This is a genomic window from Rickettsiella endosymbiont of Rhagonycha lignosa (genome assembly GCF_964031165.1).
Classification (GTDB): Bacteria; Pseudomonadota; Gammaproteobacteria; order Diplorickettsiales; family Diplorickettsiaceae; genus Aquirickettsiella.
In genome coordinates this window covers 418,355-436,131 of record NZ_OZ035011.1, presented here as the reverse complement: position 1 = coordinate 436,131, position 17,777 = coordinate 418,355, and the positions used below count along the sequence as shown (strand labels likewise).

Here is a 17,777-nt window from a genome sequence, read left to right as displayed (position 1 = left end):
TAATTCAGTAGCTAGACTAATGAAGGTACATGGAACCTGCACTTCCTTCTACTGAATAACGAATCAATTCTTCGTAAATCAAGGGAATGGCATGTGTAATAAACTCGATTGCCTCGTCATAAGCCAGTTTATCGAGCTCAGTTACTTCTAAATGGATAATTTCAAGTTTGGCAATCTCGGCAATGCAATACAATGCTTCGTGTATAACATCAGGTGTCTCATCTTCAATAGAGCTTCCCCCTAAGCCTAAGCCATATAAAAACCCTTCGCACCACAAACTTAAGGCTTCAGCTCGTTCTTCCAACTCATGTTGTTCATCAGGCAACAATAATTGAAAAGTTTGTAATCCGCTCAATTGACGACAAGCCGCATCATACAAACCAACGACGGCACCTTGGGATCCCAACATAGGGGGCGGTCTAGTCCCAAGACGCTTTAATAAAATATCGATCAAAAAACCACCGTTGAGTTTTGGACCTACACAGACAAAACCACACAACATACCATGTATTTCAGCTGGAGAAGTAGCGACTTCTGCTTGTGTAAGTAAATGGTAAAAATCGTCGAAAGCCGGAGATTTAGCCTGAGTTTGCATGGGCGTACTCTGTAAAGAAAGTAAGTCTTATGTATTTTACCATTCTACGCTAGGTTCCAGTCAAGCTAATCTGAATAAAATAAACTTTGCGTAAAGAGCTGATAAAATAGGTTATTTTCTATTCATGTGTGGTCTTGGTTTTAAAAAAAATTTCTAAATTTTCTTAAGATAAACATAGGCCTCAAAATAGATTATACTGGTTGAGTATCTGACTCAGTCGATAGTTTTTCGATCGATACTTTTATTAAGTTAGGGATACTTGATTTATTTACGGTGTGCATGCTTGCAATTTAGTAAGAAGCCTAAAGTAGATAAACTTAATCCCACCTGCATCCCAGGATCAGGAAACGTAGCTGAGTCAGATATTCTTAATATAGTATGATAAGCTATGGATACTCGCCAATTAACTCGCAAGAAATTACAACAACAACGAGCCAAAATTAGTTTAAGCGAACAAAAAAAAACTTCCGCTATAATTACCGAACATCTTAGCCAACAACCACTATTTTTACAAAGCCGATCAATTGCCAGCTATAAAGCTATTCAACATGAAATTGATCCATCAGCACTCATCCACAAAGCTTGGCAAAATAAGCAAACTTGCTATTTACCGGTTTTACAAGGGCAACAATTAATATTCTGTAAGTATCAACCGCACACCTTATTAAAAAAAAATCATTTTAATATTCTAGAACCTCCTGTATCTTCGAATGCATGCATTGCACCAGAAGACATTGATTTAGTATTAGTTCCTCTCGTAGGATTTACCGAAAAAGGGCAACGTTTAGGAATGGGTGCTGGTTTTTACGATAGAAGCTTTGCTTTTTTATTCAATTCGCCAAGGCCTGCTCGCCCTTTTTTACTCGGCCTTGCTTATGAATGGCAAAAATTAGCAGCTCTTGCAAAAAAAAACTGGGATATCCCTTTAAATGCAGTGATAACTGAAAAACAAATTTACTATGCTTACTAAATAAACTCACAGCAATTAAATTTTTGACTAGCCATGAGAATGAAGCAACGAATGTATTCAAGAGACACGAGGGTTATAAGTGAAGTGGCAACATAGTCATGTCAAGTACGTAGAGTTTGGAATTCATGATCTAAATGTTGGATAAGTTTTTTAAATAAGCTTCCATTTTTATCCATTGTGGGCGGGGCATTGAATAATACTGCGAACGCACCTATATCACCATTTTGCATGCTGAAATAACCTACTATGGTATAAACAGATTTTGGCACACTAATATGGCCAGTTTTAAAACTTGAATATTCCATCCAAGGATGCTGAACAGTAATCATCCCCCGCCAAATTTTTTGTTGCCCTGGCATAAGCAAACTTCCATAATAGATAGGAAAATCGCGTTTATTTTTATACATTCCATCTAAAAGAATAACAAGATCTCTTGCCGATACTCGATTTAAAGGTGTTAATCCACTCGCATTTTTGATGATAGGTAAACCACTGTTGTTTTTAATACTAAAAGGTGTGTTTGCCTGCATGGGCTTATAATTATTAAACAGTAATTGTGTTGCGTCAGATAAATTTATCGCTGTTGAAGCTAACGTCGTCTGATTGTCGCGCCATAAATCCAGCATCAGCATATCTGCTATATAATTATTCGAGTAAAATAACATATCCTGCAAGGAGTGAATGAGCGGATCACTTTCCAATTGTGTTAACAATTTATCTGTTTGTAACAGGGAGGTTGACTCAAGTAGAGTTTTCCCATTCAAACTGATGCCCGCTTCTTGCAAAAAAGCGCTTAATAAATTTGCCGTTGTTAAATTCGAATCTCCTACTGAGCGATAAATCGTTAGCGGCTTACTTTCCACTCCTAATTTTCCCGAAACGGTTAAAATTTCTTGTTTATTCTGAGTGACACGACTGATTTGAATAGTATTGTTTTTTTCGGAAAAAGTTTGCACGACTCCTTTAAGTAAGATGTTATCTAACCTATAAGGTGAAATTTTTATTATCGCTGCATCACCTACTTTGCGTCCGGGCGTTATAAAAACAGATATGTTTCCAAAGTTAGTCCCTATTGGAGAAGGCAAACCATCATAGGCGACTTTACTATGTGTTTTTGCTTGTATTCGATCCGGAGCATCTAAAATGATTTTTCCAAAATAAGATGTATTAACGATTAAGTTTCCATTAATTTTTTTTAAACCCAGTTGTTATAGATTATTAATCAAGCTCCAAATTTTTTCATTGGTTAACTCAGGGTCCCCCAAACCATAAAAAACTAAATCTCCGTTCAGTACACCCGCTTTAATGTTTCCTCTTGTATACACTCGCGTTGAAAAAGTATGCCTAGCACCCCAGTGCGTTAACGCGCTGGCAGCAATAAAAAGTTTCGTCACCGATGCAGGAATTAAACGTAAGTGATCGTTTTTAGCATAAAGAATTTTAGGATGAGTCAAATCAACCCATAATTCTGAACGTTGAATTGAAGTATTGTTTTCAATAGCAAGAATTGGGGCACAGACTAGATAAAAAATAATAAATAAAAATTTTAACAAAAAATATTTTTTCTTTTTCATATAGAATTCATGTTTATTGAGCAGAAAAAAACTCAACTGCGAAGAATACAAGGTGTATTGACAATTGTGCTAGGATGAACGAAAAAAGAGTTGCTTTTTTAGTATCGTAACGGAACATACATAGATTATGTGAGTAACGAAACGCAGAAAAACAACTCTTTTTAGCCATCATCGTGCAATTGCCAACACACCTTTATTAATGACTGATAACTTGCCATATACCCTGATTATTTCGACAAGCTGTATAATTAAAAGAAGGACGCTCAAAGAAACCACGAATTAATTTTATTTCATAATCTCTGCAGCCTTGTCCTTCGGGATTAACGAAAATTTCTTTACTGGTAAATGCAAAGCGAGTGTCGGTAGTATCGCTGGTCCAACTAATAAATTCATTAGCTTGCGCAGTTGCCACTAAATTTTGCAACTTAATATGATCGGTATTTCCCATAAAATGAGCAATTGAAGGATCAATGAAGATATCCTGACTAGTATCTACCTGTGGTTCTATATGTGTTTGAGGTGTTTGCAAATGATGGCTCGCACAAGCGCTTAAATTCAAAATACACATCCAAATGAATAAACACTTAATCATTTTATTTTGCATCATTTATTTCCTCAATGCGCGTACGGACTAACTGTCCTCGATTAATGCCACATAATAATTCAAAACGAAAAGATGACGTACTTTCTGCTACTTGCTCGATAGGAAGACCGGTTCCCCATAACACAACCGGGTCGCCTATCTTAGTATCCAGTTGATTCGACAAATTAACGGCTAGCATATCCATAGAAACTTGCCCTATCAATTCACTGAGCTTGTTATTCACTAAAATAGGTGTGCCACTTTCAGCACGGTGTGGATAACCATCTCCATATCCTGTTGCCACAATACCTACCCGTAGTGGCTTAGGCGCTATCCACGTTCCTCCATACCCAACTCTATCGCCAGATTCTAATTGATGAATAGAAATAATTTCAGATTTTAAGGTCATTACCGGCTTTAGCGAATGCTGTGCGCCTGAAGAATCTGCAAAAGGTGAAACACCATATAACATTAACCCCGGACGTACCCAATCACCATGGACTTTAGAATAAGCTAAAATCGCAGCAGAATTAGCTAAGCTAGTTGGAAAGCTATGCTTTTTGATGGTTTGTTCAAATAGTTTTATCTGACATTGAGTCGTTATATCTTCTGATTTATCCGCATTCGAAAAATGCGTCATAACACACATAATATTAATCCAAGGACAGTAATCTAATTTTTGCAAAACCGCCGTAAAATCATTCGGCAAAAAACCTAAACGATTCATTCCGGTATTTATTTTCAACCATACATTAATACGTTGCGGTAACGGATGCTCGGTTAATAAATTTAATTGATTACGATCATGGATAACCGTGTCGAGTTCATAATCCATTAATAAAGGAATTTCATCTTTGGAAAATAAACCTTCCATTAAAACTATCCGTTGTTTTAATCCTGCCTGACGTAGATACAAAGCTTCTTCTGAACATGAAACTCCGAAACCCTCGACATCGGTTAATGCCTTTGCGATAGAAATTAAACCATGCCCATAAGCATTTGCCTTAACCATGGCCAATATTTTGGATCGTGCAGCAATATCACGTACCCGTTTAACATTATGACGTAGCGCAGCTAAATCAAGTTCTACAGTAAACGGTCTGCTCATGCATAATTCTCAGCATGATAACGTTGTGGAGCAAAATTCTCAAAACGCGTATATTTTCCTAAGAAAGTCAGTCTTACTTTACCGGTAGGTCCGTTACGTTGTTTTGCAATAATAATTTCTGCGCTACCTTTATCTGGACTACCTTCATTGTAAACTTCGTCACGATAAATAAAAACAATCAAATCTGCATCTTGTTCAATCGCTCCTGAATCCCGTAAATCCGACATGACGGGTCTTTTATCGGCACGTTGTTCTAAACTACGGTTTAATTGTGACAATGCGATGATAGGAACATCGAGTTCTTTAGCTAAAGCTTTTAATCCACGTGAAATTTCAGATATTTCTGTCGTGCGATTTTCCTTAGAACCGGGCACTTGCATCAATTGTATATAATCGATAACAATTAAACCTAATGTGCCTTGCTCTTTCGCTACCCTGCGCGCACGCGCGCGTACTTCTCCAGGACTTAACGCCGGCGTATCGTCAATAAACATTTTTGCTTCAGATAACATGCTAACTGCAGAAGTAACTCGTGGCCAATCTTCGTCACTTAATTTCCCTGTACGAATTTTATGCTGATCAATGCGTCCTAATGACGACATCATGCGCATCGCTAATGCTTGACCAGGCATTTCCATACTAAAAATCAATACTGGTTTGTCACCTTGTATTGCAGCATGTTCAGCAATATTCATGGCGAATGTAGTTTTCCCCATGGAAGGCCGACCAGCGATTATCACAAGATCAGCCGGTTGCAAACCGGAGGTCATTTCGTCTAAATCTTTATAAGCAGTTGAAAGTCCAGTAATAACTTGATCGGAATGAAACAAAATATCGATTCTATCGACAGCTTTCGCCAAAAAGTCGCTAATTCTAAGTGGTCCACTACCACGTGCCCCTTGATCAGAAATCTGAAATACTTTCCGCTCGGCTTCATCCACCAGTTCAGTAATCGAACGACCTTCTGGCATGAAAGCATTTTCAGTAATTTCAGAAGCAATGCCTATCAATTGCCGCAAAACTGAGCGTTCGCGTACAATATCAGCGTAAGCGGCAATATTGGCAGCACTCGGTGTATTACGCACCAATTCAAATAAATAAAGATCACCACCAATTTCTATTAATTCATTCGTGCTTTTTAAAGCATCAGTGAGTGTAACAACATCAAAAGGTTTAGCGTGATTGGCAAAACTGACGATAGTACGGAATAAGATACGATGTGATAAAAGATAAAAATCCTTTTCTTTTAATTTATCCGCAACCCTATCCCATGCTTGATTATCCAGCATCAAACCACCTAAAACCGATTGTTCGGCTTCAAGTGAATGTGGAGGTAATTTAAGATGATCGGTTTTTTGCATAGCAAGAATTGCCTAAACCATAAACTAACAAAAACATTCTCGTTGTTAGTTTGTATTTTACAGAAATCATTAAAGCGCTTATTTATTCCTATAGATAATAGGACTTAACACTCAAAATACAACATCCTTGTTATATTAGCCAGCGATAATCCATAGCAAAACAATATTGGTAAAATAAATAATTATTCTTCTGCAACAATATTTACCTTCAGCACAGCAGTAACATCACTGTGTAATTGTACAGATACTTCATGTTCGCCCAATTGACGTAAGGGACCATTAGGTAAGTGAATCTCACTCTTTTCAAGAGTAACACCCGCGGCATCTGCTGCACGAACTAATTCAGACACACCAATAGAACCATATAGGCGACCTTCTTCTGCTGATTTAACGGGTATGGTTAATATTAAATCATTAATGGCTTTTGCACGTGTTTCCGCGGTTTGTAATTTTTCTTGTTCAATTTTTTCAAATTCGACACGTTTTTTTTCAAATATAGCAATATTTTCTGGAGTAGCTGGGGCTGCCTTTCCAGTAGGATCTAAATGATTTCGATAAAAACCATCCTTTACCGTAACCACGGTTCCTACTTTACCTAAAGAATGTATATTTTCTAATAAAATTACTTTTGCCATGAAAAATAAACCTCAAAATTCACTTGTTAACATTTTATCAAACACCCTAGAACTCAGTTTAAATCTTCGTTCTAAGTTTTTCCTGCGCTAGTTTTTCTCCTAGCCTTATTAAGTATTTCTTTTTAATCGATAGCGTAAATTAAACACACTGTCGACGACTGCAAATATTACCAACGCAGCAGCTACATACGGAAAAAAAACGACCAATAATACATAAAATAAAAAAATCCATTTATTAGCCACGTTTCTTAAGTCTGCCAACGCATGCACAACACTCAACCCTGCCAATATAAAAATTAATCCCACCACAGATATAGCATCTTGCGCCATGACTATACCCAGAAAACTCAATAGTCCTATCACTAGAAGAATTAATACTTCCCATAGGCTAAGTCGAACAGTTTTTAACTCTGGACGAAGTTGACCTGGGTTGTATAGCATTGACTGGAACCCTCGTGCAAGTATTAAATTAATAAGCCCCGACAAGGTAATAAACGCTACTTGAAAACCCGTAGCAAACTTGGCAAAAAATTGTAAACGTGCTGTATCAACCACCACATTAAATTGATTTTTAACCATTAGTGCATAATGACCAAACTGATTTACCCATACCTCAGTAATATTGGGTATCCAAGCATGCACCAGTAACACTGCGAATAAACCTATCAACAGACTTGCTGTTAATACCGCTTTCCAACTCTGTGTTTGGCGTAACACTAAAGCTAACACATAAGTAAATAAACTACCGCCAATAATTCCGTACAAAATAATTAAACGATTACCTAAACTCGCGACAACCACCGCTGGTAAAATAATCCACAATAATACGATAGCCCCTTCTTTAGCCCCTTTACGTAAGGTAACCAAAGAAACGATTACATTACTAACCCAACCAAATAAAGGAAGAATAGTAAATAATAATCCTACGATGACTGCCTGACGGCGTCCACGCATGATATAGCTTGCAAAACGATGCAGCATTCCCATCACTTTAGTTTACCTCAAAACATTAACCCATGTTTTGATGCTTATCACAATAAGGAAGTAAACCTAAAAAACGTGCGCGCTTAATCGCCTGCGTTATCTTACGCTGAACAGACGCTGAGGTTCCTGTCGTACGACTGGGAACTATTTTAGCAGTCTCCGTCAGATGATTTTTTAAAAGAGGGATATCTTTATAATCCACCTCTGTACCTTCAGCGGAAATTCGGCAATGCTTGCGGCGTCTATTTTGGTAATTGTTCATAAAATCTACTCATTCTAATAATTAAAAAAGCTTGTGACATAGCAAGGTAAGTTAAACTGATCTTCCTTCCACTTCAGTTTCTCTAAAATACTCACGTCTATTTTCTTGACCTTGCATCTCTTTTGCTTTTGCTAAAAGAGACATTTCAGTAATTGCTCGATCTACTTTAATAGTAAGTTGACGTAACACAGCATCATTAAAGCGAAAATTATCGCTGAGTTCAGCCATCGCTTCTTTTCCGGACTCAATATTCATTAGAATATAATGGGCTTTGAGAAGCTTATTAATAGGATAGGAAAGCTGTCTACGGCCCCAATCTTCAAGACGGTGAACCTGTCCACCGCTGTTTTTCACGATAGCCGTATAACGCTGAACCATAGCAGAAACCTGATCACTTTGATCAGGATGAATTAAAAGCACGATTTCATAATGACGCATATTATATTCTCTCGGTTAAAGCTCCCCAACTAATGTGGTAGAGCGAGTATACTTAGTCGATGCTCCAAGGACTACCCTTAAAAGCGGGCCTATTATACGGTCGAGCCCCTCAAGATGCAATAAATCCCTGCTGCTTGACAGGCCTTTCCACGCCGCCTAGCATTCCGCTTTAAATAAATCATTATCTAATCAAACCTATGGATTTAGCGCCCATAACAGCCTTGGTCAAGAATGAGCTTTACCAAGTAGATACCCTAATCGATACTTGCCTTTATTCTGAAATCCCCCTGATCCCAGAATTGGCGAAGCATCTTATTGAGAGTGGTGGTAAACGTTTACGTCCATTAATTGCCCTGCTCAGCGCTAAAGCATTTGGCTACCAGGGAGAAGGACATATTCAGCTAGCCGCCAGTTTAGAGCTTATTCATACGGCTACCTTACTACATGATGATGTGATTGATGGATCTGAGTTACGTCGCGGTAAAAAAACTGCGAATAGTTTATGGGGTAATCCAGCCAGCGTTTTAGTCGGCGATTTTCTTTATTCACGCGCCTTTCAATTGATCAGTCAAATTAACAATTCGCGTGTCCTCACATCGCTTGCTGATGCCACCAACACACTATCCCAAGCAGAAATTTTACAATTACTTAGTTGTCACAATACCAATGTTGATGAAGAATATTGCTTGAAGATTATCCAAGGTAAAACAGGCGTACTCTTTTCTATTGCCGCAGAACAACCTGCTATTTTAACAAAACGCTCCGAAACTGAAATTTTAGCGATGGCCAATTATGGGACACATTTAGGTATTGCCTTTCAATTAACTGATGACGCACTCGATTATTCCGGAGCCAGTATACAACTTGGCAAAAGTCTCGGTGACGACCTCGCCGAAGGTAAACCAACATTACCTTTAATCTATGCTTTACAACAGGCTGATGCAGAGCAAGCACAGTTAATTCGCGATGCCATCGCACAAGGTAATCTAGAGCATTTAGCAGCCATTATCGCCATTCTGAAATCCACCTCGGCTATCGATTATACGCGCAACCTTGCAGAGCATCACATCCAGCAAGCGTTGCTGCACTTAGATATCATTCCTAATTCTGAATACCGTCAAGCATTGGCACGATTAGCAAAATTTGCCTGTGCACGCACTTATTGATTAAGTATTTATCTAAATCAAGCCTAATTTATTATATAAATTATTAATTTACATTCGCTTCTTTTATTTAAAAAATAAATTATATCAACAATTTAAGGCTCTGATAATAAAGTTTAGCTAAAATTCAAAAAAACATAAAAAAACTTATTATATGCCATATATTCCTCAAAAATTTTCTCAAAAAAATTTGAATTATTTTTTTTTATCAAAAAAAATTAAAAAAAACGTGAATTTTTCACATGCAGTTAATTTAAAATATAAGATCAAAAAAGGAATACAAAAAAGTATTTGGTACACTAAATCTTTAGGAGAAAACAGATGTGAAGCGATATTAGAAACACTTACTCAAGAATTATATCGCCTAATACACCCTCCTCAACCTAAAACACGCAGAGCAATATCAACAGCAACTGGAGTAAACGAATATTATGTTCTATCCAAAGAAGTACCAAAATTTAAAGCATTTTTCTTAACTACAGAAAATTATAAAAAGATATTCAACAATAGCATGACCGGATTGGCTGCTATTCAAGTACTTGCCTTATGGCTAAATGAAATTGATTTTAAAAGCGGTAATGTAGGTATAGATAAGGATGGACATATTATTAAAATTGATGGGGGTTTAAGTTTAATTAAACTGAATCCTAAATATAAGCATTTACATGAAGGGAAAAATCTTGATATTACGCAGGTCGATCTGGAAGCATTGCCTAATTTACAAACCTATGAGGCTTGTAATTGGCTGCACCATATTCAATGGGACTTGCAAAAAGGTGCCATGAAAGATGATCCGACACCATTAGACAAAAAGATCAATCAAAGTCCTTATTTTAAACAGGAATTATATCGAACTATTTTGCGCGTAATTTCATTACCTAACGAACTTATTCAATTTTTTACGCAAAATTACATTACTAATCCCTATGATATTACGCTAATGTCAGAGTTTATTATTACCAGAAAAGAGCACCTACAAGAGGCAGCTGACAAAATCCCAGCTTTTGATGAATATCGACAAAGTGATCAAGCACGCGAAGGCATGCTCAATTTTTTAAAATACTTGAAAACTTTTAAAACGATGGGTAAATCTTTCTTAATCAGTGAGTTTGAGGATAAATATAAAATTAATCTCGAAGCCACCCTACTTGGGAATGCGCTTAAAGAATATACACCGATAAAAAGTTTTGTTACAAAGCTTGATGATTATCTGCAACGTTTAAATTTTTCGCCTGATTTATATACTGAAGTGTTTTCTAAAGACATACTTCTTTTTTCACAAAAGGAAAAATTAAAACAATATATCGAATCCCTAAAAAAAATTACCATTGAATATTTTATTTTCCCAACAATTTTAACAAAAGAAGTATTATATGAAACATTAAAGCAGATTAAAATAGATCTTGAAAAAGAGAATCTATCAGAAAATTTCATTATTTCAGAGTTCATCTCATCGATTAATAATGTGTTGCCTCCCGCTAATGAAAACCTAAAGCAAGCAAATAAACCTATTTCTAAACCGCAAATAAAAAATGTCGTTCAAGCATTGCCCTCTATAAGCACTTTTTTTAATGAAAACTATCAAAAAATATCAACCGCTTATCATCAACATAGCATGGATATCCAAACATCTAATTTTACCTTATAAAATTGTATTTTAGTTTAGCTCGCCGACTCTTATTAATTAAAAAGGAGTTATAGAAATAAAAGATAATATAAGGTAATATTAATGCTAATACTTTTATTCAATAACTTTTCTTTGCAATCTTTATAGAACAATAATTCAAAGTAAATAAAACACTTTGATCGTATTAAAAATAACTCATATTAAAAGACTTTATTGGCGATGAAAGGAAGCAACCAATTTCATGGACGTTAATACTATTAATGTATTCTCAATAAATAATCAGGGCGGAAACCCCTGTGTCATAGTAGATAATGCCAATAATCTCAGTGTCGAAAAAATGCAGATCATGGCAACACATTTAAATTTTCCTGAAACTGTCTACATCATTCGGAATAAAAATCGATATATTATTCGTTTTTTCGCTACAAAAGGTGAACTTCCTCTGTGCTGTCATGGCACTCTTGGAGCAGCATTTTATTTATTTAAGTCAAATAGCCCGAAACCAATTAATATACAATCTTACCATGATCGCCATAAGATTAACGTTAGATATGCTAATAATCTAATATCAATGTCGATACCCAATCATGGAAAAATATTAACTACAAATATAGATTTTTCACTCCTAAGTAAACTTTTGGATATAGACCAAGTTTATCTAGATACAAATTTACCTTGCGGGATCGCATCAATAGGAAGCCCAAAATTATTAATACCTATTATTGATAGAGAAATTTTATTTAGCATGCTACCCAAACTCGATCTAATTATTCAATGGTGCAAAAATCATTGTGTCAATGGGATGTATGCATACTCAAAAGATACCGAAAACACAAACTCTAGCTATGTTGGTCGTAGCTTTAACCCATTATTTAGCCATCAAGAAGATATTGCTACGGGGGTTGCAGCTGCAGCCTTGAGCCTATTGATAAGTCAAAGCAAAAGAGAATTAGAATCTAATTATATTATAGAACAAGGATCTAATTTACAGAAAGCAAGTAAAATTTATATTTCCATAAAGAAAAAAAACATCGAAATTAAGGGTGAAGCCTACTTCTCGAACTAGCTTCAGATAAAAGACTCTCCGTATCCTCTTCTATACTTCCATAAGAAGCTTGAGCATCATTATTAATACTGGTTTCAGTAGCACGAAGACCTGTAGATCTAAAAAAACTATGATTTGAAATATTTATGGATGCTTCTTTTCCTAAACCCCACATGAATTTACAATATTGAAAAGAAGCAAATGCACCAAATAACAAACCAAAACATCCAAAAACGGTATCCTTTATACCATAATTGTTTTCTGGGTTTTCTATAGGCCCTGTAAATAATACGGGTGTAGAAAATGTTCTTAATAAAAAGGTCATTCCAATTAAACCAGCCAATAATACTAACAATAGCCCTTTACACTTATTTTTTGTTTCAACCGGCGTAAGTGGTAATTCATTATTAGGTAATATTTGATGTTGAATCTCATTGTTTTCTTTAAATGTATCTCTATAATCTTTCAATGCTTGTGCTGTTAGCACTCGATAAACGACTGAAACAGGCGCAATAACTGAATAAAAAAATCTAAATTCACTATCAGCAAATAAAAATTTATTAGTAAATAAACTAATACCATGAAAGCGTAAACCCATTGTTATTGCGTTTGCTGCGCTTCGCAAAGAAAGTCCAAATCCTTTTTTAGAGCAAAGGATATTGTGAAGTATATTTTTCTTATCATCTCGCGATAAATTTAAAAAATCTACCATACCTTTAGGTGTTGAAAAAATATAGTCAGCATATTGTAATAAAAGTATAGTAATTTGACCTATAAACATACTAATCCCTACTGGTAATGAAAAATTATTACTGAAATTTCTCATTCTTAGACCAGTCCATGGAGAAAGAGATATAATGATAAAAGAAATAGAAAATATCAATAAATTAAACGAGAAAGCAAATTTTTTAATTTCCCCATTCTGTATTTGATTAAAGCCTTTTTTTATTTCTTTGAGAAATTTTTGTCTTTTTGTTCTTATATCAAGTATCGTTGCAATCGTTAAACTTGCATCTGTAAAACTAAATACTTCTGATGCTATATTCAAATATTGAGTAATACTGCTAGATGTTTCAGGTGATAAAGAAGGATATAAATATTGTTTAAGTGGATCTAAAATAGATTCTGAAACGGAAGAATTAGTAAAAACAGCATATCCGAGCTCAGACCATGAGGCCAGAAAAAATAAAAAGATATCTACTATTATTTCAGATTTATAGTATACGTCTGCATTATTATAATTCCTAACAATTAATCTATCGTTTTCCATATTAACATCCTTAATTTTTTTATTATTCAATTGTCTAAATTATAGTCTAGGACCCTTGCTTCTAAATAGAAGTCGGGGTGTAGAGTCCATATCCAATGAACACAATTCTTTTACTGCATTTATTGCCTCTCTAGCATGTAAAACTTTAGTGTTTGATAAAATTACAAAATTACCTACTTCCGACTCGGCTCTTAAGGCATTATCTGAACTCAGACAGGTTCTAATTTTTCTTAGTAGCGCTAAATCTTGATCGTCTTCAACTCGCATACGATCTCCCCTCTTTTCATCCATTCTATAATCGAGTGCCATAAAAAAACTATTATTTTTACATAATAAAACGGGACGTTTTTTCTCTATAACCTTATCACTGACATTTTTTCCAGAAGAAAATAAAGGAACCATCTTTATCAATCTATCCATTTCATTATCTGATAAATTTTTAAATATTTGATTAGCCATAAAAAGTAACGTTGAAACTTTTAATTTATTTCTGCAAGTTGTTAAAGATAATAAATCTGTATCTGTTTCTTCATATAAATCGTCACAATGAGGACTAATAGCACCTGCTCCATTTCCCCAATCCCCTATTTCAAAACCCTCTGGTTTGATAAATATTTTTTTATGATCTTCATAGGCATACTTTATATCATTGATTTGTGCTAGATCAGATAAAGCCTCATGAACTAGGTAAGCAAGATCTGGATCATCCTTGGAAAATAATCCAATCATAAGTATTACAGATATATAATGTTCACTTATACCTACTCTGCTCAATTTAAGTTGTTCTTCATTTTGGAATTTGTCTGTCAATAAATGTTTTAACTGTTCTTTATTTTCCATTCGTTTAATATCACGATCAGATTTATTCCACCATTCTTCTATGAACGGTTTCAAATAAGAACAATCTAATATTATTACTTTTTCTTTTTCGGCTTCTTCGCGAATCTTTTTAATCAGTGAATAATCTATCTTTTCTTCTTTTAATGATTTAATTTCAAAACTTTTACTAACCTGATCACATAAATCCTTAAGTAAATTTTTTAATCTATTAGGATCCCTATGTCGGGCAATTATATAACCTAAAAATCCAGCATTATCTCTAGGATCAGCATAAACAATCTCATTTGATTTTTTTGAAATATTTATTTCAATGATTTCATTAAAACAGTTTTTAATTTTATTAATATTTTCATTATCGAACTCTAGAATATTTCCATCCAAAGAAGCTTGTATCATTCTAATACCAACATACTGGTGTGCTTCTAAAACTTCGGAAACCATAGATTGATTTCCGATGGCCCAATTTATCCAAATTTCAAAAGGTTTAAAATTAGCGAAAGCATGTTCAGCCATATCCCATATATGCATCCCAGCAGGGCGTCTATTAGGCTCTACCGTCATGATAGTAGAATCAGGGAATAAAAATAATTCGTTGTGAGCCGCACCGCCTTTTGAACCACTTATTTCTGCTACTAACCTACCTGCTTCAATTAATGTATTATATTCTTTTTGGAGCAAGGGAGCGGGTAAAATCTGTTGTATTTCTGCCCTATAATGCCCGGTTGTTGTTTCTTTTTCTGTTACCCAACATTTTCCTGCAACCGTATCGAAACTATACTCACGTGCATCCATAGCACATTCTTCTGCAATCGCGCCTTCATTTATATAGGGTTTTACATTTTGAAATGCATTCCATATATCCTCAGTTGATTTCACTAAAAATCCACCTCGGCTATTTCCTTCTTGAGTGGGCTTAACATAGACGGGTGCACCAATCTGATTATAAAATTTTATAATGTCTGTAATTTGTTTTATTTCTTGAAATTTTGGCTTTTTATACCAAACTGGTGTAGATGTAGTAAGCTCTATTGTTCTAAATTCAAATTTGTCTAAACCTGTAACCGCTGTAATATAATTATCGGAAATTAAATCTAACTTTTCTGCAACGTACGATGCTAATACTATCCCTTTATCAGAAAAGGGTAATATTCCAATTATTTGCACATCTTGTAAAGCAAGCCAATTTTTAAAAAAAATGTATGCTTGCTCAATTTCCTGATAAGTTCCATGTAATTTAGTATCGAAAAAGTATTGAGAAACTGTTTTATCTTCATCCGTAATTCCTTCTTTACAAAGTAGAACATCAATTTGTTGCTTTTCAAGAATATTTTTTATCTTTTTTACATCATATAATCGAGTGTTATTATAACCAAAAATTGCTACAACCTTATCCATATTTATTCTCCGTTTTATAATATGATGAGCTAGTTATTTGAATTTTATGAAAATTTTTTGATTAAATAGGCATAGGCATATTTATCGGATTAGTTAGAGCTATAAAGAATTGATCAGATTTTATCTGAAAAGACCTGGGCATAAAAACTCCTTTTATTTTTTTAATTTATTTTATTCGTTTAATTATAATTTACTTTAAAAAAAAAATATATACATAATGAAATATTATAATTTAATCTTAAAAATTTAATTTTTTTGACATACTCTGCTTAAGTAAAAAAATTTATACTATAAGATTTGTATTTTATTTATTAGTTGCGAAGGTCTTTTAATGGCTATTTTTTCTAAATTTTTTTAATTAAATCCGAATATCATCTATATTTTACAATTAATAATACGTTTCCTTAAAAAGATTAAAAATGATTGTTACTACAAATTTATTGCATGTTCGGTATACTCAATATGGACCTAGCTGAAACTTAGTAAAGCTGTTAAAATTGGCATATTTTGGTTTAGTTTACAAAATACGGGGTGTAGCTCAGCTTGGTAGAGCACTAACTTCGGGAGTTAGGGGCCGGAGGTTCGAATCCTCTCATCCCGACCAATGTTTTATTAAAAAATACCGGGAAATAACGTTATTTTTTACTTTTACTTAACTAACTCTCATCACCCTACACAATCCAAATGTAGCGAATTTGTAACGTAAATTCGCTCTGCCGCCTTTTTTAAATGGTTACTACTCAAGTGTGCATAACGCAATACCATGTCAAAAGAAGACCAACCTCCTAATTGCTGCAACTCCTGCAATGATGTTCCATTTTGCACATGCCATGAAGCCCAGGTGTGACGTAAATCATGCCAATGAAAATCTTCAATCCCTACTCGTTTCAATGCTTTACGCCAAGCAAGTGTATTGCATCTTTTAATCGGTTTCCCTTTATAAGTAAAAACATATTCAAGATGTTTACCTATCTGCTTGCGAATAATAGTAACTGCTTGTGTGTTCAAAGGAACAGGAATTGCCTTTTTTGTCTTAGATTGACTCGCAGAAATTTGTGCATGTCGATTTACTAAATCAACATTTTTCCATCGGAGACCTAAAACGTTTGCTTTACGTAATCCTGTTGCCAATGAAAAGGCTGCTATATCAGCTAAGTGAAGAGGCAAATCTGACAGAAGTCGATCCGCTTCCTCCTTGGTCAACCAACGCTCACGTCCTTCTCCTTCATAGCGCATTGGAACTTTAGGAGCTTTTTCTATCCACTCCCATTCTCCAGCTGCCTTATTGAGTATAACTCTGACTATTTCCAATATTCGGTTGACAGTAGCAGGTGCTACGTTATCCTTTTCTTTTATAGCAGCTATTTCTTGAAGTAAACTACGATCAATCTCACTAAGCTTTTTATCTCCGAGATGAGGATCTAGCCATTTCAGTTGTATTTTGGCATTTTCCATACTTCGTTTACGTTTTTCTTTTACTTCATCTAACCACTTTACTACAGCTTCGGGCCATAAACGCTCTGGTTTTTCGTTTAACTTATTTTGGCGCCAGAGATCAGCTTTTAGTTGATCATGTAGTTCTTGCGCCGCTATTTTATGGGTAGTCCCAGTCGATTTTTGTATTCTCTTACCGTTGTGGGTAAGGTCAATCCACCAAACTTTGTTTCTCGCGTAGAGTGCCATATTTTTTCTCTCCTATTGTTAGAGACACCCTGCGATACTTGGTTGCAGGAAGAATCGTAAAGTGATCTGAGATAATTAACAAGGTCTTCTTCAAGAAAGCACCAGCTTCTTCCAGGTTTTGCTGCAGTTATTTTTTTGTTAGCTGCCAATCTTCTAAGACCTCCCGAACTCATCTTCAAAAACTCAGCGGCTTCTTCCAAATTGAAAGTTTTCATTTTTGTAACTCCCAATTATTCAATATCAA

16 protein-coding genes, 1 tRNA gene, 1 other RNA gene and 1 pseudogene are annotated in these 17,777 nt (G+C 35.0%); 6 read left to right on the top strand and 13 right to left on the bottom strand.

The features are described 5' to 3' along the window. Positions 1-16: 16 nt before the first annotated feature. Positions 17-595: a UPF0149 family protein gene (locus AAHI99_RS02030; RefSeq protein WP_342228021.1), complete on the bottom strand. Its 579-nt coding sequence runs from the start codon at positions 593-595 to the stop codon at positions 17-19. Between the two features lie 202 nt (positions 596-797). Here AAHI99_RS02030 and ssrS point away from each other — a divergent pair. Both ssrS and AAHI99_RS02020 read left to right on the top strand, forming a co-directional pair. Further along, a non-coding RNA gene (ssrS, locus tag AAHI99_RS02025) (6S RNA) lies at positions 798-964 on the top strand. Positions 965-983: 19 nt separating this feature from the next. Next, positions 984-1,565 carry a 5-formyltetrahydrofolate cyclo-ligase gene (locus AAHI99_RS02020; protein WP_342228020.1) on the top strand — a complete coding sequence of 194 codons (582 nt, stop codon included), beginning with the start codon at positions 984-986 and terminating at the stop codon, positions 1,563-1,565. A gap of 101 nt (positions 1,566-1,666) precedes the next feature. Here the strand turns inward: AAHI99_RS02020 and dacB are convergent. The 8 genes and pseudogenes from dacB to rpsF form a co-directional block, all read right to left on the bottom strand. After that, positions 1,667-3,139: pseudogene (gene dacB, locus AAHI99_RS02015) on the bottom strand (D-alanyl-D-alanine carboxypeptidase/D-alanyl-D-alanine endopeptidase). Between the two features lie 196 nt (positions 3,140-3,335). Further along, positions 3,336-3,746: a hypothetical protein gene (locus AAHI99_RS02010; RefSeq protein ID WP_342228019.1), complete on the bottom strand. Its 411-nt coding sequence runs from the start codon at positions 3,744-3,746 to the stop codon at positions 3,336-3,338. Beyond that, on the bottom strand, positions 3,733-4,830 hold the full coding sequence (gene alr / locus AAHI99_RS02005) for an alanine racemase (protein WP_342228018.1): 1,098 nt from the start codon (positions 4,828-4,830) through the stop codon (positions 3,733-3,735). Before alr ends, AAHI99_RS02010 begins: the two co-directional genes overlap by 14 nt. Further along, positions 4,827-6,191: a replicative DNA helicase gene (gene dnaB / locus AAHI99_RS02000; protein WP_342228017.1), complete on the bottom strand. Its 1,365-nt coding sequence runs from the start codon at positions 6,189-6,191 to the stop codon at positions 4,827-4,829. The genes alr and dnaB overlap by 4 nt, the downstream gene beginning before the upstream one ends. Positions 6,192-6,373: 182 nt before the next feature. Further along, positions 6,374-6,826, bottom strand: a complete 453-nt coding sequence (gene rplI / locus AAHI99_RS01995) for a 50S ribosomal protein L9 (RefSeq protein ID WP_339051066.1) — start codon at positions 6,824-6,826, stop codon at positions 6,374-6,376. A gap of 108 nt (positions 6,827-6,934) precedes the next feature. After that, the gene (locus AAHI99_RS01990; protein WP_342228016.1) at positions 6,935-7,807 is read right to left on the bottom strand and encodes a DUF2232 domain-containing protein; all 873 of its coding nucleotides are present in this window, start codon (positions 7,805-7,807) and stop codon (positions 6,935-6,937) included. Between the two features lie 28 nt (positions 7,808-7,835). Continuing rightward, positions 7,836-8,072 (bottom strand): 30S ribosomal protein S18, encoded by a 237-nt coding sequence (gene rpsR, locus AAHI99_RS01985; protein ID WP_339051063.1) that lies wholly within the window; start codon positions 8,070-8,072, stop codon positions 7,836-7,838. 51 nt (positions 8,073-8,123) lie between these two features. Next, positions 8,124-8,510 carry a 30S ribosomal protein S6 gene (gene rpsF, locus AAHI99_RS01980; RefSeq protein WP_342228015.1) on the bottom strand — a complete coding sequence of 129 codons (387 nt, stop codon included), beginning with the start codon at positions 8,508-8,510 and terminating at the stop codon, positions 8,124-8,126. Positions 8,511-8,707: 197 nt separating this feature from the next. On the opposite strand from rpsF, the gene AAHI99_RS01975 reads away from it, so the two are divergent. From AAHI99_RS01975 to AAHI99_RS01965, 3 genes are all read left to right on the top strand, one after another. Continuing rightward, positions 8,708-9,676 carry a polyprenyl synthetase family protein gene (locus AAHI99_RS01975; protein ID WP_342228014.1) on the top strand — a complete coding sequence of 323 codons (969 nt, stop codon included), beginning with the start codon at positions 8,708-8,710 and terminating at the stop codon, positions 9,674-9,676. A gap of 151 nt (positions 9,677-9,827) precedes the next feature. Then, positions 9,828-11,321 carry a hypothetical protein gene (locus tag AAHI99_RS01970; protein WP_342228013.1) on the top strand — a complete coding sequence of 498 codons (1,494 nt, stop codon included), beginning with the start codon at positions 9,828-9,830 and terminating at the stop codon, positions 11,319-11,321. A 220-nt stretch (positions 11,322-11,541) separates the two neighbouring features. After that, entirely contained in the window at positions 11,542-12,366 is an 825-nt protein-coding gene (locus tag AAHI99_RS01965; RefSeq protein ID WP_342228012.1) for a PhzF family phenazine biosynthesis protein, read from the top strand. Here AAHI99_RS01965 and AAHI99_RS01960 read toward each other — a convergent pair. Further along, the gene (locus tag AAHI99_RS01960) at positions 12,338-13,615 is read right to left on the bottom strand and encodes a hypothetical protein (RefSeq protein ID WP_342228011.1); all 1,278 of its coding nucleotides are present in this window, start codon (positions 13,613-13,615) and stop codon (positions 12,338-12,340) included. The genes AAHI99_RS01965 and AAHI99_RS01960 overlap by 29 nt on opposite strands. A gap of 39 nt (positions 13,616-13,654) precedes the next feature. After that, positions 13,655-15,850, bottom strand: coding sequence for a hypothetical protein (locus tag AAHI99_RS01955; RefSeq protein WP_342228010.1), 2,196 nt, complete (start codon positions 15,848-15,850; stop codon positions 13,655-13,657). Positions 15,851-16,377: 527 nt separating this feature from the next. On the opposite strand from AAHI99_RS01955, the gene AAHI99_RS01950 reads away from it, so the two are divergent. Then, a tRNA-Pro gene (locus tag AAHI99_RS01950) sits at positions 16,378-16,454 on the top strand. A 62-nt stretch (positions 16,455-16,516) separates the two neighbouring features. Here AAHI99_RS01950 and AAHI99_RS01945 read toward each other — a convergent pair. Further along, a complete protein-coding gene (locus tag AAHI99_RS01945; RefSeq protein ID WP_342228009.1) occupies positions 16,517-17,533 on the bottom strand; it encodes a site-specific integrase in 1,017 nt (338 codons plus the stop codon). Further along, on the bottom strand, positions 17,440-17,748 hold the full coding sequence (locus AAHI99_RS01940) for a helix-turn-helix domain-containing protein (RefSeq protein WP_342228008.1): 309 nt from the start codon (positions 17,746-17,748) through the stop codon (positions 17,440-17,442). Before AAHI99_RS01940 ends, AAHI99_RS01945 begins: the two co-directional genes overlap by 94 nt. Positions 17,749-17,777: the final 29 nt, after the last annotated feature.